At 68.1% G+C, this 22,600-nt stretch carries 18 protein-coding genes; 1 reads left to right on the forward strand and 17 read right to left on the reverse strand.

Features of this window, described 5'->3' with window-relative positions:
- Positions 1–462 precede the first annotated feature (462 nt).
- Positions 463–1,347: a UTP--glucose-1-phosphate uridylyltransferase gene (locus tag JZ792_RS11760; RefSeq protein ID WP_216909889.1), complete on the forward strand. Its 885-nt coding sequence runs from the start codon at positions 463–465 to the stop codon at positions 1,345–1,347.
- A 22-nt stretch (positions 1,348–1,369) separates the two neighbouring features.
- Here JZ792_RS11760 and JZ792_RS11765 read toward each other — a convergent pair whose 3' ends face one another.
- The 17 genes from JZ792_RS11765 to JZ792_RS11845 form a co-directional block, all read right to left on the reverse strand.
- Positions 1,370–1,867, reverse strand: coding sequence for an NlpC/P60 family protein (locus JZ792_RS11765; protein ID WP_216910073.1), 498 nt, complete (start codon positions 1,865–1,867; stop codon positions 1,370–1,372).
- Positions 1,868–2,379: 512 nt separating this feature from the next.
- Positions 2,380–5,529, reverse strand: coding sequence for an isoleucine--tRNA ligase (gene ileS / locus JZ792_RS11770; protein WP_216909899.1), 3,150 nt, complete (start codon positions 5,527–5,529; stop codon positions 2,380–2,382).
- A 281-nt stretch (positions 5,530–5,810) separates the two neighbouring features.
- Positions 5,811–6,011: a hypothetical protein gene (locus tag JZ792_RS11775; protein ID WP_216909901.1), complete on the reverse strand. Its 201-nt coding sequence runs from the start codon at positions 6,009–6,011 to the stop codon at positions 5,811–5,813.
- A gap of 102 nt (positions 6,012–6,113) precedes the next feature.
- On the reverse strand, positions 6,114–6,971 hold the full coding sequence (wag31, locus tag JZ792_RS11780) for a DivIVA-like cell division protein Wag31 (protein ID WP_216909903.1): 858 nt from the start codon (positions 6,969–6,971) through the stop codon (positions 6,114–6,116).
- Positions 6,972–7,037: 66 nt separating this feature from the next.
- Positions 7,038–7,340: a YggT family protein gene (locus JZ792_RS11785; protein WP_109526393.1), complete on the reverse strand. Its 303-nt coding sequence runs from the start codon at positions 7,338–7,340 to the stop codon at positions 7,038–7,040.
- Positions 7,341–7,429: 89 nt separating this feature from the next.
- Entirely contained in the window at positions 7,430–8,224 is a 795-nt protein-coding gene (locus tag JZ792_RS11790; protein ID WP_109526239.1) for a cell division protein SepF, read from the reverse strand.
- Positions 8,225–8,412: 188 nt separating this feature from the next.
- On the reverse strand, positions 8,413–9,183 hold the full coding sequence (locus JZ792_RS11795; protein ID WP_438804330.1) for a YggS family pyridoxal phosphate-dependent enzyme: 771 nt from the start codon (positions 9,181–9,183) through the stop codon (positions 8,413–8,415).
- 61 nt (positions 9,184–9,244) lie between these two features.
- Complete coding sequence (pgeF, locus tag JZ792_RS11800; protein ID WP_216909908.1) at positions 9,245–9,973, reverse strand: peptidoglycan editing factor PgeF; 729 nt, start codon at positions 9,971–9,973, stop codon at positions 9,245–9,247.
- 189 nt (positions 9,974–10,162) lie between these two features.
- Positions 10,163–11,386 carry a cell division protein FtsZ gene (ftsZ, locus tag JZ792_RS11805; protein WP_216909910.1) on the reverse strand — a complete coding sequence of 408 codons (1,224 nt, stop codon included), beginning with the start codon at positions 11,384–11,386 and terminating at the stop codon, positions 10,163–10,165.
- Between the two features lie 322 nt (positions 11,387–11,708).
- Positions 11,709–12,440: a cell division protein FtsQ/DivIB gene (locus JZ792_RS11810; protein WP_216909912.1), complete on the reverse strand. Its 732-nt coding sequence runs from the start codon at positions 12,438–12,440 to the stop codon at positions 11,709–11,711.
- A 6-nt stretch (positions 12,441–12,446) separates the two neighbouring features.
- A complete protein-coding gene (murC, locus tag JZ792_RS11815; protein WP_216910075.1) occupies positions 12,447–13,886 on the reverse strand; it encodes a UDP-N-acetylmuramate--L-alanine ligase in 1,440 nt (479 codons plus the stop codon).
- A 151-nt stretch (positions 13,887–14,037) separates the two neighbouring features.
- Positions 14,038–15,156 carry an undecaprenyldiphospho-muramoylpentapeptide beta-N-acetylglucosaminyltransferase gene (gene murG / locus JZ792_RS11820; protein WP_216909914.1) on the reverse strand — a complete coding sequence of 373 codons (1,119 nt, stop codon included), beginning with the start codon at positions 15,154–15,156 and terminating at the stop codon, positions 14,038–14,040.
- A complete protein-coding gene (ftsW, locus tag JZ792_RS11825) occupies positions 15,153–16,643 on the reverse strand; it encodes a putative lipid II flippase FtsW (RefSeq protein ID WP_216909916.1) in 1,491 nt (496 codons plus the stop codon). Before ftsW ends, murG begins: the two co-directional genes overlap by 4 nt.
- The gene (gene murD / locus JZ792_RS11830; protein ID WP_216910077.1) at positions 16,640–18,100 is read right to left on the reverse strand and encodes a UDP-N-acetylmuramoyl-L-alanine--D-glutamate ligase; all 1,461 of its coding nucleotides are present in this window, start codon (positions 18,098–18,100) and stop codon (positions 16,640–16,642) included. Before murD ends, ftsW begins: the two co-directional genes overlap by 4 nt.
- A gap of 47 nt (positions 18,101–18,147) precedes the next feature.
- Entirely contained in the window at positions 18,148–19,224 is a 1,077-nt protein-coding gene (gene mraY, locus JZ792_RS11835; RefSeq protein WP_109526247.1) for a phospho-N-acetylmuramoyl-pentapeptide-transferase, read from the reverse strand.
- Positions 19,225–19,294: 70 nt separating this feature from the next.
- Positions 19,295–20,809, reverse strand: a complete 1,515-nt coding sequence (locus JZ792_RS11840; RefSeq protein ID WP_216909918.1) for a UDP-N-acetylmuramoyl-tripeptide--D-alanyl-D-alanine ligase — start codon at positions 20,807–20,809, stop codon at positions 19,295–19,297.
- A gap of 121 nt (positions 20,810–20,930) precedes the next feature.
- Positions 20,931–22,598 carry a UDP-N-acetylmuramoyl-L-alanyl-D-glutamate--2,6-diaminopimelate ligase gene (locus JZ792_RS11845; RefSeq protein WP_216909920.1) on the reverse strand — a complete coding sequence of 556 codons (1,668 nt, stop codon included), beginning with the start codon at positions 22,596–22,598 and terminating at the stop codon, positions 20,931–20,933.
- Between the last annotated feature and the right edge of the window lie 2 nt (positions 22,599–22,600).

A 22,600-nucleotide genomic window follows, 5' to 3' on the forward strand; every position in this document is an offset into this window, starting at 1 on the left:
CACGGTCGCGTTCACTGCGGAGTCGCCGAATATTTCCCGGACCGAAACTCCCCGGGTCCGGCGGACACCCCGAGGTGGCGCCGGGACGCCCGCCATCGAGGGCGGGCGCGCACGTCACCGCTCACGGCCGTTGTCCGGTGCGTCCACTCACGCACCGGAATCTACGCCGCCCTACCGACACGTCCACGCCCTCGGCGAGCCGTCGCGTCCCGGAGGAATCCGGTTCACCCGTGGCAGGTCCGGGGCGGCGCGTCGCGGACCCCGCGGCCGGACGCGCCACGCTCGTCACCGGCCGGTAGCTGTCGATCCGCTGTGAGTGTGCGAGCGGCCGTACCCGCGACCCTCGCACCCACCGAACTGGCCGTGACCTGGACCGATACGTGCATTGTTCAAGATCGACACGGGCGCGCGGACGCCCACCGAACGGGCCTGGGAGCACCGGCGGTATGTGATGATCGGTTCATGAAGATCCGCAAAGCCGTCATCCCGGCTGCCGGAATCGGCTCACGCCTACTCCCGCTGACCAAGGCCATCCCCAAAGAGATGCTGCCGGTCGGCGACAAACCCGTCATCGAGCACACCGTCCGCGAGTTGGTGGCTTCCGGCATCACCGATATCACGATCGTGGTCAGCGGCGGCAAGTCGTTGATCCAGGACCATTTCCGTCCGAACCCCGCGCTCGTCGCCCAGTTGCGCGCCGACGGAAAGACCGCGTACGCCGACGCCGTCGCCGAGGTCGGCGATCTGTCCCGGCTCGGCCACATCACCTACCTCGATCAGCACGGCCCCTACGGCAACGGCACACCCGTGCTGAACGCCGCCCGCAACGCCGGTGACGAACCCATGCTGGTGCTCTGGCCCGACGATGTGTTCGTCGCCGACGTGCCGCGTGCCCAGCAGTTGATCGACGCGTACGAGTCCACCGGCGCGCCGGTACTCGCGCTGATGCCGATGGCACCGTCCGATTCCCAACGCTACGGCGTGCCCGTGGTCGCCGACGATCGCGGCGACGGTCTGCTGCGCATCACCGGTCTGATGGAGAAACCCAAGCCCGAAGACGCGCCGTCGGCCTTCGCTGCGGTCGGCGGCTACGTCGTGACCCCGGGCATCGTCGACGAACTGCGACGGCAGACCGAGCGCTGGTATCAGCACCGCGAGGGCGAGGTCTACCTGACCGATGCCATCAACGTGCACGCCTCGCGCAACCCGGTCTTCGGTCAGGTCATCAGCGGCCGCTGGTACGACACCGGCAATCCGGCCGACTACCTGGTCGCCCAATTCGCTTCCGCGCTCGCGCATCCGGAGTACGGGCCGCTGCTGCACCAACTGGTCGCGGAGACCGTCTAGCGCCCGTCTGCGGCCCGGTCGGTCAGAAGCGGCGGATCGCGTAGATGTCGAACCTGTCCAGCGGAGTCAGGCCGACCGGGACGCCCCAGTCGAAGGCGTTGAGCACCTGGCCGAATCCGGCGTAGATGCCGACGTGCGAACCGTCGCTGTTGAGGACGACGACGTCGCCGGGTGACAGCGCGTAGCGCGGGACCGGCGCACCGACCGTGGCCTGCTGCCAGGTGGTACGCGGAAGACTCACGCCTACCTGCCGGAACGCCCACTGCACCAGCCCGGAGCAATCCCACGAATTCGGGCCGACACCGCCCCATTCGTAGGGCTTGCCGGTCTGGGTGGTCGCCGCGGCCAGCGCGCCGAGCCCGGCGATACTCGACACCGGAAGTGCCGCCGATCCGCTGGAACTGCCGGAGCCGGAACCGGATGCCGATCCGGAGCTGCCCGATACGCTCTCGGTATCCGATAGCGCGGGCCCGGCCAGCAGCAGAGTGGCCGTGGCGGAGATGAAGAAGCCGAAGATCATCCGGCGCAACGATTTCCTGTTCACGTGCTCGCCCCTCACTGTCGGCCTAGCTGTCGGCCGCCGAACGGCGGCCTGGCTAACTCTCGGCAACCATCCCACGACGAGAAGGGAGCCGTAGACCACAGCGCGTCATCGGACTGTCGAAGTCCGAAAAACGCGGTTCACACAGGACAAACCACCGATCATGCACCGAGTTGCCGAGAGTGCCTCTCGACCACACCGGTCACATCCGTAAATTCTGCCGGGCTCGGCAAGATCGCCACAATGCTTCCAGCAAATATTCAGCATGTGACCTTTATCACAAGAATCTGCTTGCATATTGCAATCAGTCCGGCAGAGTGGAAACCGTCATCGTCAGCGGACGACCGGCGATCCGGGCCGACCGCGAAGCGTGCGGATGGCGATGGGCGAAGACCGGCGGGGGCGGTGACAGCGCGCGGCGTGATCGACAGCACCGGTCACGGCCGAACAGCCCGTCGGGGCGAGCGTGAGCCCGCCCCGACGGGCTCCGATCACGCCTTGACGATCGAAACCTTGACACCACCGACGATTTCGGCGGCATCGGCACCGGGATCACCGAATGTCAGGTCTGTGGCGAGGATTTCGCCCGCCACCAGATCGCGGTGCGTGCGCGCCCAGTCCAGCCGATCGTCGGGCACCCCGAGCACCACCGTGATGCGGTCGGAGACGTCGAGACCGAGCGATTTCCTGGTCTCCTGCAGATCGCGGATCAGATCGCGGGCCCACCCCTCGGCTTCCAGTTCCTCGGTGACCACCGAATCCAGCACGACCAGACCGGCATTGCCCGGCAGTGCGGCGGTGGACTCGGGTTCGGCGGCGACCAGCCGCTGGGTGTACTCCTCCGGCAGCAGCGTGATACCGGCCGCGCTGACGACACCTTCGGCGTCCTCGGACCATTCGCCCGCCTTGACCGCCTTGATCACCGTCTGCACCTGCTTGCCCAGACGCGGGCCCGCCGCCCTGGCGTTGACGACCAGCTCGAAGCGGCCGTGCACGGCGACATCAGTCGTCAGATCGACCTTCTTGACGTTCACCTCGTCGGCGATGATGTCGGCGTAGGGACGCAGACGCTCGGCATCGGCCGCGGCGATGGTGACCTCGGCCAACGGCAGCCGCACCCGCAGGTTCTGCGCCTTGCGCAGGCCGAGCACCGTCGAGCAGACCGTGCGGACCTCGTCCATCGCGGCCACCAGCTCCGGATCACGCGGCAACGCGGCGGCCGACGAGGCGGATTCGGGCCAATCGGTCAGATGCACCGAGCGTCCACCGGTCAGTCCACGCCAGATCACCTCCGAGATCAGCGGCAGCAGCGGCGCGGCGAGCCTGGTGGCGACCTCGAGCACCGTGTGCAGGGTGTCGACGGCATCGCGATCCTCCGACCAGAACCGCGAACGCGACCGGCGCACATACCAATTGGTGAGCGCGTCGGCGAAGGAACGCAATTCCTCGCAGGCGCCGGCGATGTCGTAGCTCTCCAGCGCCTCGGTCATGACGTCGCGGGTCGCCGCGAGCTTCGCCAGGATGTAGCGGTCGAGCACATTGGGGGAATCGGTGCGCCATGTCCCGGGGGCCGAGGCGTAGAGCTGAAGGAAGGTCCACGCGTTCCACAGCGGGCGCAGCGCGTGGCTGACCCCCTCGCGGATACCGCGTTCGGTGACGATGAGATTGCCGCCGCGCAGGATGGGCGAACTCATCAGGAACCAGCGCATGGCGTCGGACCCGTCCCGGTCGAACACCTCGTTCACATCGGGGTAGTTGCCCTTGGACTTCGACATCTTCAGCCCGTCGTCGCCGAGCACGATGCCGTGCGCGGCGACGGTTTTGAAGGCCGGGCTGTCGAACAGCGCGGTCGCCAGCACGTGCAGGGTGTAGAACCAGCCGCGGGTCTGCCCGTTGTACTCGACGATGAAATCGCCGGGGAAGTGCGAGTCGAACCACTCCTTGTTCTCGAACGGGTAGTGCACCTGCGCGTAGGGCATGGACCCGGACTCGAACCAGCAGTCCAGCACCTCGGGCACCCGGCGCATGGTCGACCGCCCGGTCGGGTCGTCCGGATTCGGGCGGGTCAGCTCATCGATCATCGGGCGGTGCAGATCGGTCGGCCGCACACCGAAATCGCGTTCCAGCTCGTCGAGCGAGCCGTACACGTCGATCCTCGGATGGGCCGGGTCGTCGGAGACCCAGACCGGGATCGGGCTGCCCCAGTAGCGGTTGCGGCTGATGTTCCAGTCGCGCGCGCCTTCGAGCCATTTGCCGAACTGCCCGTCGCGGATGTGCTCGGGAACCCATTCGATCTGCTTGTTCAACTCCACCATCCGGTCGCGGAACTGGGTCACCGCGACGAACCAGGACGGTACGGCCATGTAGATCAGCGGCTGGCCCGAACGCCAGCTGTGCGGATAGGAGTGCTCGATCGTCTCGTGGCGCAGCAGTTTTCCCGCCGCCTTGAGATCCTTGATGATCACCGGATTGGCGTCGAAGACCATCAGCCCCTCGTAGGGCGGGACCATCGAGGTGAACTTGCCGCCCTGATCGAGCGGCTGCACGATCGTGATGCCGTTGGCCGCGGCGACGTCCATGTCCTCCTCGCCGAACGCGGGCGCGAGGTGCACGATGCCGGTGCCGGAATCGGTGGTCACGTAGTCGGCGTTCAGCACCCGGTGCGCGTTCGGGTGTCCGAGGAAGAAGTCGAACGGCGGCGCGTACGCCAGCCCGGCCAGCGCGGCGCCGTCGTATTCGCCGAGCACCTCCGGCTGCTCGCCGAATTCGCGAGCGTAGTGCGAGACCCGTTCGGCCGCCAGCAGATACCGCTTGCCGTCCTCGGTCCGCACCTGCACGTAGCGCACGTCGGGATGCACCGCGATCGCGAGGTTGGAGGGCAGCGTCCAGGGTGTCGTCGTCCAGATGAGCGCGTTCGCGCCGTCGAGTCCACGCAGCGGATGGTCCGGATCGACCGACAGCACCATGTCGACGGTGACCGCCGGATCCTGGCGCATCTTGTACGCGTCGTCGAGGCGGGTCTCCTGGTTCGACAGCGGGGTCTGCTCGTACCAGCTGTAGGGCAGGACCCGGAACCCCTGGTAGATCAGGCCCTTGTCGTGCAGCGACTTGAAGGCCCACATCACCGACTCCATGAAGTCGAGATCGAGGGTCTTGTAGTCGTTGTCGAAGTCGACCCAGCGCGCCTGCCTGGTGACGTAGTCGCGCCATTCACCGGTATACCGGAGCACCGAGGATTTGCAGGCGGCATTGAATTCCGCCAACCCCATGTCATCGATCTGTGATTTGTCCGTGATACCCAGCTGCTTTTCAGCTTCGATTTCCGCGGGCAATCCGTGACAGTCCCAGCCGAAACGGCGGTCGACACGCTTACCGCGCATCGTCTGGAAACGCGGAACAAGATCTTTGACGTATCCGGTGAGCAAGTGACCGTAATGCGGCAGACCGTTGGCAAACGGCGGTCCGTCGTAGAACACGAACTCCTCGCCCGGCCCGGTACCGGCGCGGTTGTCGATGCTGGCGCGGAAGGTGTCGTCGGCGGCCCATGCGTCCAGCACGCGTCGTTCCAGGTCGGGGAACGTGCCGTCGCTGCCTGCGCCCAGGTCTACGCGGGGATATGCGCTCTTGCTGTCGTCCGCCATCGCGGATACGTCTCCTCGTGCCACCGCGCCACCCGGCGCGTTCGGTGTCGGCACGGGGACGATGACGGCGCCCACTGCGCCGCAACCGCGGTACCACCCCGCTTGTCCGGCGACGATCGGGCCGGACCTCTCGTGATGAGCTGTGACGGGCTCACCCGTTCGGTTCTACTTGGCGCGAACGCGCCGTTCTTCCGAAAGCTCCCCGGTGATGGCCGGATCGACGCCGTGTAGTTCTTCGATTCTAACCAGCGCTGTCGAACGGATTCCCGGCGGACAGCGGATCACCGCTTCGCGTGGCGCCTCGGTGGCGGCGGTGCGTCGCCATCCGGCCTGCGCATCGACAATGCACTGACCAGCAACATCACAGCACCGACCACGCAGACGACGATGCAACCCCACGCCCACAGCACCGACCCGGTGGTCAATGCGGTCACGAGCAGGGCGAATCCGATGGCGGCAAGGACGAGCGTCAAGACGAGCATGATGACCCCCTAGGCGTCCCAGGCGGTTCGACTGTACTTCCAGCTACTCGAACAGCGGTTCAGGCGACATGCGATGCGGGGCCCGCATCGCCCGCAGCCAGGTTACTTGCCGCCCTTGGCGAACGAGGCGGGCGCGAGGTTGTTCGCGGTGTTGGCGTCGGCGAATGCCTCGCCGCCGTCCACCGGGACCGCCGAGCCGCGGTTCTCCAACTCCTCGAGCTGCGATTCCAGGTACGACTTCAGCCGCACGCGGTACTCCCGCTCGAAGGTCTTGAGCTGCTCGATCCGGCTTTCCAGCACGCTGCGCTGCTGGGTGATGGTCGCCATGATCTCGGTGTGCTTGCGCTCGGCGTCGGCCTGCAGGGCGTCGGCCTTCTCCTTGGCCTGCCGCAACTGGCTGTCCGACCGGCTCTGGGCGTCCGACAGCATCGCGTCCGACTTCTGGCGCGCGTCGGCGATCATCGCCTCGGAGCGGGTGCGGGCGTCGCCCACCAGTCGCTCCGAGTTTGCCCGCGCGTTGGACAGCAAATTCTCCGACTCGGTCTTCGCGTCGCTGGTGAGCCTGTCCGCCATCTCCTGGGCGAGGCTGAGCACCTTGGCTGCCTGCAGATTCGCGTCCGCGCCCGGCGCGTCCTTGGGAATCGGCGCGGCGACCGGCATCGGCACCGGCGGCGCTTGCTGAACCGGGGGTTTGATCGGTTCGGGTGGGGGCGGCGGCGCCTGTTGTATCGGAGCCTTGACCTGCGCGGGCGCGGCGGGGCGGCTCGACTTGGCGTCGGCGAGCTCGGCATCGAGCTCGGCAACCCGCTGGCGCAGGTCCGCATTCTCTTCGATCAGACGCGAGAGCTCCTGCTCCACGAGATCCAGGAAGGCATCTACTTCGTCCTCGTTGTAGCCGCGCTTCCCGATCGGCGGTTTGCTGAACGCGACGTTGTGCACATCGGCTGGGGTCAGCGGCATGGAAGGATCCCTTCACGCGTCTTTTGGAGATCGAGCAGATCTAGCAAGGTATCTGAGCCCATTCTGTCACACCGGAGCTACCGGTTGGCCGAGCCTGCTCACGATCGACATCAGGATGAAGACGACGAATAGCAGGACCATTATCGACAGGTCCAGGCGAATTCCCCCCAGAGACACCGGCGGTATCAACCGTCTCAGCAGTTTCACCGGCGGGTCGGTGATCGTGAAGATCACCTCCAGGATGACGACCACGACGCCTGTGGGACGCCAGTCGCGGGCAAAACTGCGCACGAACTCGACGATCACCCGGCTGATCAGCAACAGCCAGAAGATGAACAGTACGAAGTACAGCACCGCGAACAAGGCCACCAGATCACTCTGCCCCAAAATCCGCGCCGCGCAAAATGACCACACCGCCCCGGACGCGAACGAACCGCGTCACCCCCCGGATAGAACTGTTATTTCTGGTTGTAGAAGCCGGTTTCCGCGATGCGACGGCGTTCCTCCGCCGATACGTCCACGTCGGCCGGTGAGAGCAGGAACACCTTCGTCGCGACCTTGTCGAACGAGCCACGCAGCGCGAACGCGAGTCCTGCCGCGAAATCGACCAACCGCTTGGCGTCGGCGTTGCTCAGGTCGACCAGGTCCATGATCACCGGATTGCCCTCACGGAACCGCTCGCCGATGATGCGGGCCTCGCTGTAATCGCGCGGGCGCAGCGTGGTGATCTTGGACAAGGGGCCTCCGTCCTCGAAGATCCCGGGCCTGCGGGCCACGACGGGCTCGGGGCGCACGCGCTCCTCGAGCCTGCGCTCCTCGGCGTCGGGATCCACGGCGAGCGCACCCCTGGTGGCTCCCCGCATCATCGGCGCACCGCCGCCTGCCCGGAATCGGCTGCCCGACGAAGGGGCGGCATCGATACGGGTGGGGCGCCTCGGCGCCTCGTAGCGGTCGTCGCCGTACGGCTCGTCGGCGTAGTCGCGCGAACTCGGGTAGCCGCCCTTGTAGGGCGACTTGTACGCGGGCTCGGGGTAGCCGGACTCGTCGTCGAACCGGTCGGCGCCGAATCGTTCGGCGCCGTAACGATCTTCGGGGTAGCGGTCGCCGTAGCCACCGCGATCGGAATACCCGCGGGGCCGGGGTCCACCACGGTCGCCCGCGCCACGGGGTGCGCGGTCGTCGACGTAGTCGTCCTCGTAGTCCTCGAGCGGGACCATGCCGAAGTACGCCTTGAACTTGTGCAGCGTGCTCATGATCGCGCCTCGCTGTCGCTAGGCGGCGTCATGACCACGACGGTGGCTGCGACGATTGTTCGCTCGCTGCGCTCGCTCATACTGGTCGACCTTCCTTCGGCCCCGGTGGCGGCCGGGTGTTGAAGTCTTGCTCAGCCCCTCGTCCGTCCCAAGCATATGTGTCATATGTGACTGATGAGGTTTCTTTGCTACGCCGAGGTTATCGGTCGCGCGCCCATCAGAGCGGTACCGACACGCACACATGTCGAACCATGTTCGACGGCGGCCTCCAGATCCCCCGACATTCCTGCGGAAAGCTCGGTCGCTTCGGGGTGTCGGGCCAGCAGCGACGTGTGCAACGTCGCAAGTCGAGCAAATGCGCTATCGGCCGGAACATCCAGTGGCGCGATAGCCATCAGGCCACCGAGCCGCAGTCCCGGCAAACTCGCGATCCGATCCGCGAGAGCGTCGAGATCCCGTGCCACGACACCACCGCGGGCGGGATCGTCATCCAGGCTGATTTGCACGAGTACCCGCAGTGGATCGGAGCGCTCCCCCGCCTCGAGCGCGGCGCACGCCGCGGTGTCCAGGGTCGTTGCCAACCGTTCGCTGTCCACCGAATGCACGGTGTGCGCCCACCGCGCGACGACGCGGGCCTTGTTGCGCTGGAGCCGGCCGATCATATGCCAGCGGATGTCCGAATCGTCCTGTGCTGCCAGGTATTCGCCGAGTGCCGCGACCTTGGCGCTCGCCTCCTGCTCTCTCGACTCACCGAAGTCGCGGCGGCCGAGTCCGTACAGGATCTCCACGTCGGCGGCGGGGAAGAATTTCGTCACCGGCAGCAGGCGCACCGATCCGGGATCACGTCCCGCCGCCTCGCATGCCGCGTCGATCCTGTGCAGCAGCGCGTCGAGCCCGGTCGACAATGCCGTCGCCCTCGATTCGACCGTCGACTCCGCGGTACCGCTCACACCTACCAGCCCTTCCCGTCACCGACCGGCGCACCTGCCGCGAAACCCGGCCGTGCGCAGGCACTTCCACTCACATACCCGCTTGCATCCAGATCACACCGGCAATCCGACCGGTCGGTGCGCCACGCCGGTGACTGAACAACGTCTTGTCCTCGATGGTGCACCTCGGGTCGACCGCCACCCCGCCGACGCCCGCCTCGGTGAGCTGTCGGCGGATACCCGCGCGCAGATCCAGTGACGGCGTGCCGCGCACGGTGGTCGCCGCGCTGCCGGGCAGATGCTTTTCGACGTCCGTCCGCATGGCGGCGGGCACCTCGTACTGCCGCCCGGAGGCCGCCGGTCCGAGGAACGCGCCGATCCGATCGATCCGCGCGCCGAGCGTGACCATCACGTCGAGCACCCGCGGCACGATCCCGATCCGCGCGCCGATACGACCGGCGTGCACCGCGGCGATCACCCCGGCCTCGTCGTCGGACAGCAGCACCGGCACGCAATCGGCCGACAGTGTGACCAATGCCAGATTCGGCACGGTGGTGACCAGCGCGTCCGTCGCGGGCACCGGCTCGGATCGCGGGCCGTCGACGATCTCGATATTGCGGCCGTGGATCTGCTCCATCCACACCAGCCGGTCCGGGGTAAGCCCGATCCCCTCGGCGAGGCGTTCGCGATTGCGCCGCACCGCGACCGGGTCGTCGCCGACATGATCACCGAGATTGAACGAATCGTACGGTGGCTCCGAGAAACCGCCGGTCCTCGTCGTTGTCACCCGTCGGACGGTCAGGGTCGTCGCAGCAGTCATGCTGCCGAGGGTAGTAGCCCTCGGCGCGGTCCACCGAAATCCGCAGCGCCGTGGCGCGCGGAACACCGGAAACAGACGGAGGCTGATCCGGCACGGACCAGCCTCGTGGCAGACAACCGCACCCCCGCGTCGAGGGTGACGGTGTGACAGACCTCCCGCCGACGGTTTCAGCGGGAGCGGCGGCGCGAACTAGCGCCGCATGAACGACGGCACGTCGACGTCGTCATCGTCATCGGGATCCGGCGGGTTGGCGCGCGCGCGAGAGGCCTCGGCGTTCTTGACCCGGATCTCCTCGGACTCCTGATAGCTCGGCACCGTCCGGCTCGGGGGGCGCGAAGAGGGCGTGGAGGTGTCGCGTGTCACAGGTTCGTAGGAACGCGACGATCTCCCGATCTCCCCCGCCGTGCTCGACCCGATGGTGCTGCTCGACTTGTTCGGCGGTTCGTACGTGGGGCGCCGGGAAGGACCGCCGCCGTCGAATCCGGCCGCGATCACCGTGACACGCACCTCGTCACCGAGCGAATCGTCGATGACCGTACCGAAGATGATGTTGGCCTCTATATGCGCGGCTTCCTGGACCAGCGAGGCCGCCTCGTTGATCTCGAACAGCCCGAGATCCGAACCGCCCGCGATCGACAGCAGCACACCGTGGGCGCCGTCCATGGACGCCTCGAGCAGCGGCGAGTTGATCGCGGATTCGGCCGCCTTGACCGAACGGCCCTCCCCGCGCGCCGAACCGATGCCCATCAGCGCGCTGCCCGCACCGGACATCACGCTCTTGACGTCGGCGAAGTCGACGTTGATCAGACCGGGGGTGGTGATCAGGTCGGTGATGCCCTGAACACCGTTGAGCAACACCTCGTCCGCGGAACGGAAGGCGTCCATCAGGCTCACCGCCGCGTCGCCGAGCTGGAGCAGCCGGTCGTTCGGGATGACGATGAGGGTGTCGCAGGATTCCCGCAGCAGGTTGATACCGGTTTCGGCCTGTCCGCCGCGCCGCTTGCCCTCGAACGAGAAGGGACGCGTGACGACGCCGATGGTGAGCGCGCCGAGTTTGCGGGCGATGCTGGCGACGACGGGCGCGCCGCCCGTGCCGGTGCCGCCGCCTTCGCCCGCGGTGACGAAGACCATGTCGGCGCCCTTGAGCACCTCTTCGATCTCGTCCTTGTGGTCCTCGGCGGCGCGGCGGCCGACTTCGGGGTCGGCACCGGCGCCGAGGCCGCGGGTGAGTTCACGGCCGACGTCGAGTTTGACGTCGGCATCACTCATCAGCAGGGCCTGCGCGTCGGTGTTCACCGCGATGAACTCGACACCTTTGAGTCCCTGTTCGATCATCCGGTTGACGGCATTCACACCGCCGCCGCCGATACCGACGACCTTGATCACAGCAAGGTAGTTGTGCGGGGGCGTCATGGGCTCTCGCCTTCCTTCGATCTAAAGCCTGTCGTTTTCGGATTCGGGACATGCCGCCGAGGAAACCCGGGGGCGAGCTTCACGCGCCGCCGCCCGGGCTAACCCTAAAGTTCAACCATAGGGTTAGCGTTATGTCAAGTATCCGACTGGTGCGGAACGCTATTCGCAGCCGCCTCGATACGCGCGCAGGCGCGCCGAGACGAGTCACAGAATCTTGTGTGATCCCTCTCGTCTCGCCGCGCGATACGTCGTATCGTGAACGGTTGCCCCCGCCCCACTTCTCCGGTACCACCGAAAAAACCCTGGGCGCAATGGGTGTGGATCACTTTACCGTGACCAGATGAGGACTCGATACGTCGAACACCGTTCCCTCGCGCGTCAGCAGCGGTAACACCACCTGCGCCTTGCGTTCGGCGTCGTCCGCTCCGCCCCACAGTACCGTGCGGCCATCCTGGAGTTTCAGGGAGATATCCGAAATCGACCGTGCCACAACCTCGCCCACCTGGATGTTCAGTGCGGGCGGCAGCACCGCGACCACGGCGACCGCGGCCCTGGTCACCGGATCGGCGCTACCCGGGTTTCCGGTGATCAGCTGCGGCACCCCGATCGGCGCGGCCTCGATCGCGAATTCCGTGCTCTGCGCGTCGACCAGGTGCGCGCCCTGCGGGCTCTCGAAATACAGCACCGGCGTGCGCTCGACGACCGACACCCGCACGGTGGACGGGAATTCCCGCTGCACCCGCACACTGCTCACCTTGGGGATGTCGGCGACCCGCCGCGCCATCGCGTCGGTGTCGATCCGCAGCATCGAACGCCCCGAGGGAATCTGCAACCGCTCGTGCACCTCGGCGTCACCGACCGCGGAGAGGCCGTCGATGTCGACCGTGCGCACCGACAGCACGGGTGTGAACCAGGCGAGCACCGCGACGACGGTGAGCACACCGACCCCGAGCACACTCCACAACCGCACCTGCCGCAGTCCGCCGACCCGCTCCGGACGCAGTCTGTCGGCGATCTCCTCCCACCACGCGCGCCGCTCGTCCGCGGATCGCATCGCGGGTCAGCGCCCGTACTGCGGCCGAGCCCGGAGGCCGTCGAGAATCTGGCTGCCGAGCATCGTCACATCGCCCGCGCCCATGGTGATCACGACATCGCCCGGCAGCGTCAACCCGGCCACCTGGCGACCGACCCGCGACATATCGGGCTGGTAGTGCACGGGCGCGGTCACCGACTGGGCGACCAGCGCGCCGTTCACACCGGGCAGCGGCTCCTCGCGCGCACCGAAGACATCGAGAACGACCACCTCGTCGGCCAGACTCAGCGCCGCGCCGAATTCGGCGGCGAATGTCGCGGTGCGACTGTAGAGATGCGGTTGGAAGACCACGATCACCCGGCCCTGGCGCGAACGAGCGCCGTCGCGGGCCTCCTGCTCGACCAGTTCGACGGCCGCGCCGAGTACGGCGCGCACCTCGGTCGGATGGTGGGCGTAGTCGTCGAAGACCCGGACGCCGTTCTCCCTGCCGACGAACTGGAAGCGACGGTGCACACCGCCGAAACCCTCCAGCCCCTGGATGATCTCGTCGATATCCGCGTCGGAGGCACGGGCGGCCAGCAGCGCGCCCAACGCGTTGAGCGCCATATGCCTGCCTGGCACCGACAGTCGCAGCGAACGCGGCGAGGTCTCGTCACCCAGTTGGAACTGGGCGACACCGCCGACATCGCGCGGCTCCCAGCTGTGCAGCCGGACGCCGACCGGCACCGGCGCGTCGGCCAGTTCGCCGGAGCCGTAACCGAGTACCTCGACACCGCGTTCGGCCAGCCGTGGCGCGACCCGCTCGGCCAGCGCGCGCGAGCCGGGATCGTCCAGGCACACCACCAACAGACCGCCCTCGGTCAGCCGGTCGGCGAAATCGTCGAAGACCTGGACGTAGGCCTCGTCGGTGCCGAAGAAGTCGAGATGGTCGGATTCGATATTGGTCACCACGGCGACGTCGGGGTCGTATTGCAGCAGCGAGCCGTCGCTCTCGTCGGCCTCGGCCACGAAGATGTCGCCGGTGCCGTGATGGGCGTTGGTGCCCGCCTCGTTGAGTTCGCCGCCGACCGCGAAGGACGGATCGAATCCGCAGTGCTGCAACGACACGATCAGCATCGAGGTGGTCGAGGTCTTGCCGTGAGTGCCAGAGACCAGCAGCGTCCGGTGCCCGCGCATCAGCGACGCGAGGACCGCCGGGCGCAACAGCACCGGAATATCGCGCCGGTTCGCCTCCACCAGTTCCGGATTCGTCTTGGGGATGGCGGCGTAGGTGGTCACCACCACGGTCGGGCCGCCGGGCAGCAGGTCGAGAGCGCTGGCATCGTGGCCGATCCGCACCTGCGCGCCACGAGCGCGCAACGCGAGCACACCCCGGCTCTCCTTGGCGTCCGAACCCGATACCGCGCCACCGCGCGACAGCAGGATCCGGGCGATTCCCGACATGCCCGCGCCGCCGATGCCGACCATGTGGACCCGCGCCAGATCGGCGGGTAGCGCCGAACGATCCTCGCTCACGACTGCTCCTCGCCGATGCTCGGCCGCCGCACTCGTGTCGACGCCGTCGCGGTTGTCGTCCCTGTGTCCGTAGCTGTGTTCATGGGTCGCCCGCTCCGCTCGTTCACGACTGCGCCACCTCCACCGCGATCCGCGCCACCGCGTCGGCGGCGTCGCGGTGACCCGCGCCCGCGGCGGCCAGGCCCATCTCGCTCAACCGGGTCGGATCGATCAGCAGCGGAATCACCTCGTCGATGACGTACTTCGGAGTCAGTTCCGAATCGGGGACGATTCTGCCACCCCCCTTCGCGACCACCGGTCCGGCATTGAGTTCCTGCTCGCCGTTTCCGTGCGGCAGCGGGACGTAGAAGGCGGGCAGGCCCACCGCCGACACCTCCGCGACCGTCATCGCGCCGGAACGGCACACCACCGCGTCGGCCGCGGCGTAGGCCAGATCCATCCGCGACAGGTACGGCACCGCGACATAGCGCGCGTCACCACCGGATTCGGCGACATCGACGCTGTTCTTCGGCCCGTGCGCGTGCAGCACCGAGATCCCGGCCGCCGACAGCTGCGGCGCGGCCGCGGCGACCGCCTCGTTGAGCGAACGCGCGCCCTGGGAGCCGCCGAAGACCAGCAGTACCGGTCCGTCGGACGGCAACCCGAAATGCGCGCGCGCCTCGGCGCGCAGGCTCGCGCGATCCAGGGTGGTGATCGCGGCGCGCACCGGGATCCCGACGACCTCGGCACGCGACAGACCCGAATCCGCCACCGCGGCCAGGACTCGGGACGCGCGCCGTGCGCCGATCTTGTTCGCGATACCCGCCTTGGCGTTCGCCTCGTGCACCAGTACCGGCACCGCGCGACGTCGGCCGAATATTCCGCCGCCCGCGGCCAGATAGGCGGGCAGCGCGACGTATCCGCCGAAGCCGATGATCACATCGGCTTGCACGGTGTCGATCACCTCGCGGGTCCGCGCCACCGACGCGCGCACCCGGCCGGGCAGGCGAAGCAGATCGAGGCTGGGTTTACGCGGCAGCGGCACCGGCGGAATCAGCTCGAGCGGGTAGCCGCGCTCGGGGACAAGTCGCGTCTCCAGACCGCGCTCGGTGCCCAACGCCGTCACCCGGATCGAATCGTCGAGTCGGCGTAAGGCGTCCGCGACGGCGAGTGCCGGCTCGATATGTCCCGCGGTACCACCACCCGCGACGATCACCGAAAGTCCGGACCGCACGTCACTCACCTGGATCTACCCCGTTCTCTTGCATGTGGCATCGGATAATTCGGTTCCCAGGCGCGGGTCGCGCGCGCAGAGCTGGTGCCGCGGCTCTCGGGCGAACGGCGACGCTGTTCCGGCGGCTGACGCCGACCGGACTGCGACTGCGCGCGCGGATCGGGCCTGCGTGGCCGCTGACCGGACCGGGCCGCCGCCGAGCGGGCCCGCGCCGATTCCGCCTTCGCGGGTGAGTACACCTCGGGTTTGGGCAATCTCAGCAGACGGCTGAACCGGCCGTCCTGTCCCGCGTGCAGGGCCGAGACCGCCTCGGGTTCGTGCCGGGCCGCGTTGGCGATGATGCCGAACATGAACAGCGTGATCGCGAGCGACGAGCCGCCCGCCGAGACCAGCGGCAACTGCAAGCCGGTCACCGGGAGCAGGCCGACGACGTAGCCGATATTGATCAGCGCCTGCGCGGTGATCCAGGTGGTCGCGGTCGCGGTGAGCAGGCGCAGGAAGGGGTCGACCGACCGGCTCGCGATGCGCAGGCCGGTGTAGACGAACAGCGCGAACAGTCCGAGTACCAGCGCGCAGCCCAGGAAGCCGAGTTCCTCGCCGATGATGGCGAAGATGAAGTCGTTGTGCGAGTTGGGCAGATAGCTCCACTTGGCCCGGCTCTGACCGAGTCCTCGGCCCCAGATACCGCCGTCGGCCAGTGAGTAGAGCGCTTGGCGGGCCTGGTATCCGATGCCCTGCGGATCATCGCCCGGATTGAAGAACGCGCGCATTCGGTCGGAGCGATACCCCGCCGACAGGGCGAGCACCCCGGCGGCGATCACGCCCGAGATGGCGATGGTGATGAACAGCCGCACCGGCAACCCGCCGAACCACAGCAGCGCGGCGAGCACGATGCCGAGCGCGATGGTCGTCGACAGGTTGGGTTGCAGCACGACCAGCAGGCAGACCAGCAGACCGGCGGGCACCAGCGGAACCAGGATGTCCTTGAGGCTCGCGTGTTCCGAGCGCCGCGAGGCCAGCAGATGCGCCCCCCACACCACCAGCGACACCTTGATGATCTCCGACGGCTGCACCGAGATCGGGCCGAAGGCGAACCAGCGCCGCGCGCCCTGCACCTCGCTGCCGATACCGGGGATCAGCACCAGGACCAGGGCGAGCACCGACAGCGCGAACACCGGGAACGACCACTGGCGCAGCCGCTTCAACGAGATCCGCAGCGCCAGGTAGAACAGGACGCAGCCGATGGCCGCGAACATGGCCTGCTGGATGAACAGCGAGTAGGCCGAGCCGCCGTCGGCATAGGCCTCGACGCTGGACGCCGACAGCACCATGACGAGTCCGAGCACGGTCAACAGGGTCGCGATGGCGACGATCAGATGGAACGACGCGAGCGGGCGGGCCAGCCAGGCGCCGAAACGGGTGCCCGGGCTCGCCTTGGCGGCTGCCGGGCGCGCGGCCTTGCGGCCGTTCCAGTTCCGTCGCGTCGCTTCCGTCATGGCTGCCGTCCGATGTCACCGTCTTCCAGCGCGTGCACCGCGGCGGCGAAGCTGCGTCCGCGATGGGTGTAGTCGGCGAACATGTCCAGTGAGGCCGCGGCAGGCGCGAGCAGCACCGTGTCGCCGTTGCCCGCCAATCCCGCCGCCGTCCGGACCGCCTCGGCCATGACGGCATCGGCCTTCTCGGATCTCGACGGGTCGTCACGCATCGAGATATCGTCTCCCGCGCGCACCTCGACCACAGGGACTTCGGGTGCGTGTCGCGCCAACGCGGCCGCGATCACCGGCGCGTCGGCCCCGATCAGCACGGCGGCGACGAGCCGCTCGGCGACTTCCTCGACCAGATCCTCGACACTCGCTCCCTTGAGCTGTCCGCCCGCGAGCCAGACCACGTGCGGATGCGCCAGAATCGACGACCGGGCCGCGTGCGGGTTGGTGGCCTTGGAGTCGTCGATGAAATCGACGCCGCCGAGTTCACGGACGAAGGCGGCGCGGTGCGGGCCTACCTTGTGTTCGATGAGTCCCTCGCGCACGAACTGCGGAGCGACGTCGATGGCCCTGGTCAGCGCGGACGCGGCCAGCGCGTCGGCGACACCGGCTGGACCGGGCGGGCTGATATCGGCGGTCTCGGCCAGGATCGCGGCCTTGGTGAAGGCGCGATCGAGCAGTTTTCCGTCCACCACGCCGAGTTCACCGTCGGCGGGCACCCCGATCCGGAAACCGATGACGCGCTTGGCCTTCGCCCGCCGCGCCAGCGAGGCCGCCACCGGATCGTCGAGACCGACGACTCCGACCCGGCCGTACAGCGCGCGCGCCTTGGCCGCGGCGTAGGCGTCGAGCCCGCCGTGCCAGTCCAGGTGATCCTCGGCGACGTTGAGCACGACGCCCGCCTCCGGACGCACCGACGGAGCCCAGTGCAACTGGAACGAGGAGAGTTCCACCGCGAGTACCTGCGGGCCGGGATTGCGCCGCAGCGCGTCGAGGATCGGCAGGCCGATATTGCCGCAGGCAACGCTCGAGATTCCCGCGGCGCGCAGGATCGCGTGGGTCATCTGGGTGGTCGTGGTCTTGCCGTTGGTTCCGGTGATCACCAGCCATTTGCGCACCGGACCGTAGATCCTGGCCTGATCGACCCACCAGGCGAATTCGACGTCGCCCCAGACCGGGATGCCCTCGGTCACCGCCGCGGCGAGCACCGGGGAGTCCGGGCGCCAGCCGGGGCTGGTGATGACGAGCGCGAACCGGCTCAGACCGGTCGGATCGCTCGGTTCGGTGGATTCCAGTTGGACGCACGACGCGACCTCCAGCCCCAGTTCGGCGGCCTCGGCCAGCGCCGTCGCGCCCGCGTCGGTGACCACCGGGTTGGCGCCGATATCGCGCAGCGGCTCGATGAGCGAGCGTCCCGAGACGCCCCAGCCCGCGACGAGCACGTCACGACCGCGCAGGAATTCGAGCATGGGTCCGGGGGACCGCAGGGCTCGCGGAGAATGTTCGACCATCTGTTTCACCCGACCGCGGAGAGATATTCGCTGTAGAACAAGCCGAGACCGACCGCGGAGGCCATGGCGGCCAACAGCCAGAATCTGATGATCACAGTCGTCTCGGCCCATTTACTGAGCTCGAAGTGATGATGGAAAGGCGCCATCTTGAACAATCGATTGCGCGTGGTGCGATACACGGCAACCTGCAGGATCACCGAGAGCGCCTCGGCGACGAAGAGCGCGGCCAGCACCACCATCAGCAGTTCGGTGCGGGTGGTGATGGCCATACCGGCGAGCAGTCCGCCCAGCGCGAGCGAACCGGTGTCGCCCATGAAGATCTTGGCCGGTGCGGCGTTCCACCAGAGGAATCCGATACACGCCGCCGCACCGGCCGCGGCGACGAGCGCCAGGTCGAGCGGGTCGCGGACGTTGTAACAACCGGCCTCGGGTTTCGTCGCGCAGGCGTGGTAGTACTGCCAGAAGGTGATGATGACGTAGCCGCCCATGACCAGGCTCATCGAACCCGCGGCGAGACCGTCGAGACCATCGGTGAGATTGACCGCGTTCGACGTCGCCACCACGATCAGGCTCACGAACAGCAGGAAGAAAACGATCCCCATCGACACCGTGGTGATATCGCGGACATAGGAGATATGCCTGCTCGCGGGAGTCAGCCCGTAGTTGTTGCGGTATTGCAGCGCGAGCACACCGAAGACGACGGCGGCGGTCAACTGACCGACGTATTTGCCCGCGGCCGTCAACCCGAGGTTGCGGCCCTTGCGGATCTTGATGAAATCGTCGATGAATCCGACCGCGCCCAGCGCGGTCGTGAGTCCGAGGACGAGCAGTCCCGACGCGGTCGGCCCCTCGGCGTTGTATCCGATGCCGATCAGGTGGGAACCGAGGTAACCGGCCCACATGCCGATCAGGATGGCGACGCCACCCATGGTCGGAGTACCGCGTTTGGCCTGGTGACTGGCCGGGCCGTCGACCCGGATCTCCTGGCCGAACCCCTGCTTGGCGAAGAATTTGATCAGCAACGGGGTCAACAGGATCGACACCGCCAGGGCGATGGCGGCCGAGAAGAGAATCTGTCTCACAACCGCGCCTCGCTGACCTTCGACCCGGTCGCGCGCGTCGCCGCGGGGGTCGTCGTCCCGATTCGCTCGCTCACTGCGTCGCCTCCGTGCTGCCCCTGCGATCGTCCGCCCGTGTCGCGCTCGTCAAATGCTCGGCGACCTCCCACAGGCCAACCGACTTGGACGCCTTGACCAGCACCACATCACCCGTCTCTACTTCGTCGTCGAGTAACGCGATGGCCGCGCCGATATCTGGAACGAGAATCGATTCCTCGCCCCATGAGCCTTCCATCACCGCTCCCTGGTGCATCGCGCGGGACGGCCTTCCGGTCCCGACGACGATCAGACGGTGGACATCCAGGCGTACCGCGAGCCTGCCGATCCGATCGTGTTCGATCACCGATTCCTCGCCGAGTTCCCCCATCTCACCGAGTACCGCCCAGCTGCGCCGCGGCGTCGCGCCCGCCCTGGACATGGTGACCAGCGCCTTGAGCGCGGCCCGCACCGAATCGGGGTTGGCGTTGTAGGAGTCGTTGACGACGGTGATGCCGTCGTCGGTGGTGCGCACGTCCATGCGGCGCGCCGAAGCGGCGGTCGCACCGGACAGCGCCGCGGCGACGGTCTCCAGATCCGCTCCGCATGCCAATGCCACCGCGACGGCCGACAGAGCGTTGCCGACCTGGTGTTCGCCGTGCACGGCCAGCCGGATATCGGTGCTGCCCACCGGCGTATGCAGGGTGAAACCCGCGCGAGCCTGTTCGTCGAGATGGATGTCGGTGGCCCTGATATCGGCGCTCGCCGCCTGTCCGACCGTCGTCACCGGAGCCGAGGTGCGCGAAGCCATCGCGGCGACCTGGGAATCGTCGGCGTTGAGCACGGCCACACCGTCGGCGGGAAGGGCCTCGACCAGTTCACCCTTGGTTTTCGCGATCGCCTCGCGGCTGCCGAATTCCCCGAGGTGCGCGGTGCCCACATTGAGCACGACGCCGATCTTCGGCGGCGCGACCTCGGCCAGGGCTGCGATATGGCCCGGGCCGCGGGCCGACATCTCCAGGACGAGGAAGCGGGTGTCGGCGTCGGCGCGCAGCGCGGTCCACGGGTGGCCGAGTTCGTTGTTGAACGAGCCGGGCGGCGCGATGACGGGCCCGAGCGGGGCCAGTACGGCCGCGAGCAGATCCTTGGTCGAGGTCTTGCCCGAGGACCCGGTGACGCCGACGACGGTGAGCCCGCCCGCGGCGGTGAGCCGATCCACGCTGACGCGGGCCAGCGCGGCCAGCGCGGCCAGCACCGCCGCGCCGGAACCGTCCGAATCACCGGCCAGCGCAACCGATCTCGACGGGACGGTGGCAGGCGTCGGGCTGACGACGATGGCGGGCACACCCACCGGGCGTGCCGCGAGCACGGCGACCGCGCCCGACGCCATCGCGGCGGCCGCGTAGTCGTGCCCGTCGGATCGTTCGCCCGGCAGCGCGAGGAACAGATCCCCTGAACCGATGCGCCGCGAATCGAATTCGACCGAACCGGTCACCCGCGCCTGTGGGTCCGGTACGTCGTGCAGCGTCCCGCCGACGACGTCCGCGATCTCCCGCAGTGTCATCTCGATCATGAAATCGTCAAGTCCTCCGCGTCCGTTCTCTGCGGACTTCGCTGTGCCGACCGAACACGTCGCTGTGTCGACTGAATATTGTGCGCCGACCCGATGTCGTTGCGGCAGTAGGGTATCCCGTTCATCGCAGTACCCCCGACACTCCCGCGTTCGGGCCGTCGGCCCGCGTGGCGTCACCGGCGCCCGACCCCGAGGGGCCGCGCTCGCCCGTCAGCGCCTCCAGCGCCTCGGCCAGCACGTCCCTGTCGTCGAACGGGTGTTTGACGCCGTTGATCTCCTGGCCCGACTCGTGCCCTTTACCGGCGACCAGCACCACGTCGCCGGAGCGCGCCCATGCCACGGCCGCGGCGATGGCCTCGGCCCGGTCGCCGATCTCGCGCACTTCACCGCGCTCCTCGGCGGGCACCTCGAGCGCGCCGGCGCGCAGCGCCGCCCTGATGGCGGCCGGATCCTCGCTGCGCGGATTGTCGTCGGTGATGATCAGCAGATCCGCGCCGCGCGCGCCCGCCGCGCCCATGAGCGCGCGTTTGCCCGCGTCGCGGTCACCGCCCGCGCCGACGACCACCGCGAGTCTGCCGGGCGATTCGGGGGAATCGGTGAGCAGATGCGCGCGCAGCGTGGCGACGACCGATTCGACGGCGGCGGGTTTGTGCGCGTAGTCGACGACGGCGAGGAAATCCTGTCCCCGTTCGATGCGCTGCATCCGGCCCGGCACGTCGACCGTGGCGAGCGCGGGCGCGGCGATATCGGCCTCGACCCCGGCGGCGGCGCAGACCGCGACCGCGAGCAGTCCGTTGGCGACGTTGTAGCGGCCCGGCAGGCGCAGGCTCATATCGATGGAGTGCCCGGGACCGGCGGCGGTGAACCGCTGTTCGCCGCCGTCCGCCGTCACCTCGCCCGCGACGGTCCAGGTGGCCGGGGTCGCCGTGGTCGAGATCGTGACCGGATCGGCCAGATCGGCGGCCAGTCGCGCACCCCATTCGTCGTCGACGCAGACGACCGGAACGCGTGCGGCCACCGACGACCGCGGATCGAACAGGCGACATTTGGCGGCGAAGTAGTCCTCGAAGTCGCGGTGGAAATCCAGGTGGTCCTGCGACAGGTTCGTGAATCCGCCCACCGCGAACCGGACACCGTCCACGCGGCCCAGTGCCAGCGCGTGGCTGGAGACCTCCATGACCACCGCGTCGACACCCTGCTCGACCATCAGCGCGAACATCGCGTGCAGCTGCGGCGCCTCGGGAGTGGTGAGCGCGCTCGGCACCCGGCGCCCGCCGATCCTGGTCTCGATGGTGCCGATCAGCGCGGTGGAGAGTCCGGCGGCGGCGAGCCCGGCCTCGACCAGGTAGGACGTGGTCGTCTTACCGGAGGTACCGGTGATGCCGATGATGCGCAGCCGCTGCGACGGATTGCCGTACAGGGTCGCGGACAATTCGCCGAGGACCGCGCGCGGTGTCTCGCGCACCAGCACCGGCACGCCGAGATCACCCGCGAGCTCGGCTCCGGCCGCGTCGGTGAACACCGCGACGGCGCCGCGTTCGACCGCGTCACGCGCGAAACGCGCGCCGTGGGCCTGCGCGCCCGGCAGCGCGGCGAACAGGTCGCCGGGCAGAACCGCGTTCGAACGCTGCTCGATACCGGTCACCACCGTGTCCGCGGGGATCGGCCCCGACCCACGGGCGCCTGTCGACTCCAGCACGGTGGACAGCCGCGTCGACGGCGGTCCGGCGGGCCGGAGCGCGTGCGAGCTGGACTGCGCGGGCACCTTGCTCCTCTCAGAACGGGACATTG

The organism is Nocardia noduli (assembly GCF_019038455.1).
Taxonomy (GTDB): Bacteria; Actinomycetota; Actinomycetes; order Mycobacteriales; family Mycobacteriaceae; genus Nocardia; species Nocardia noduli.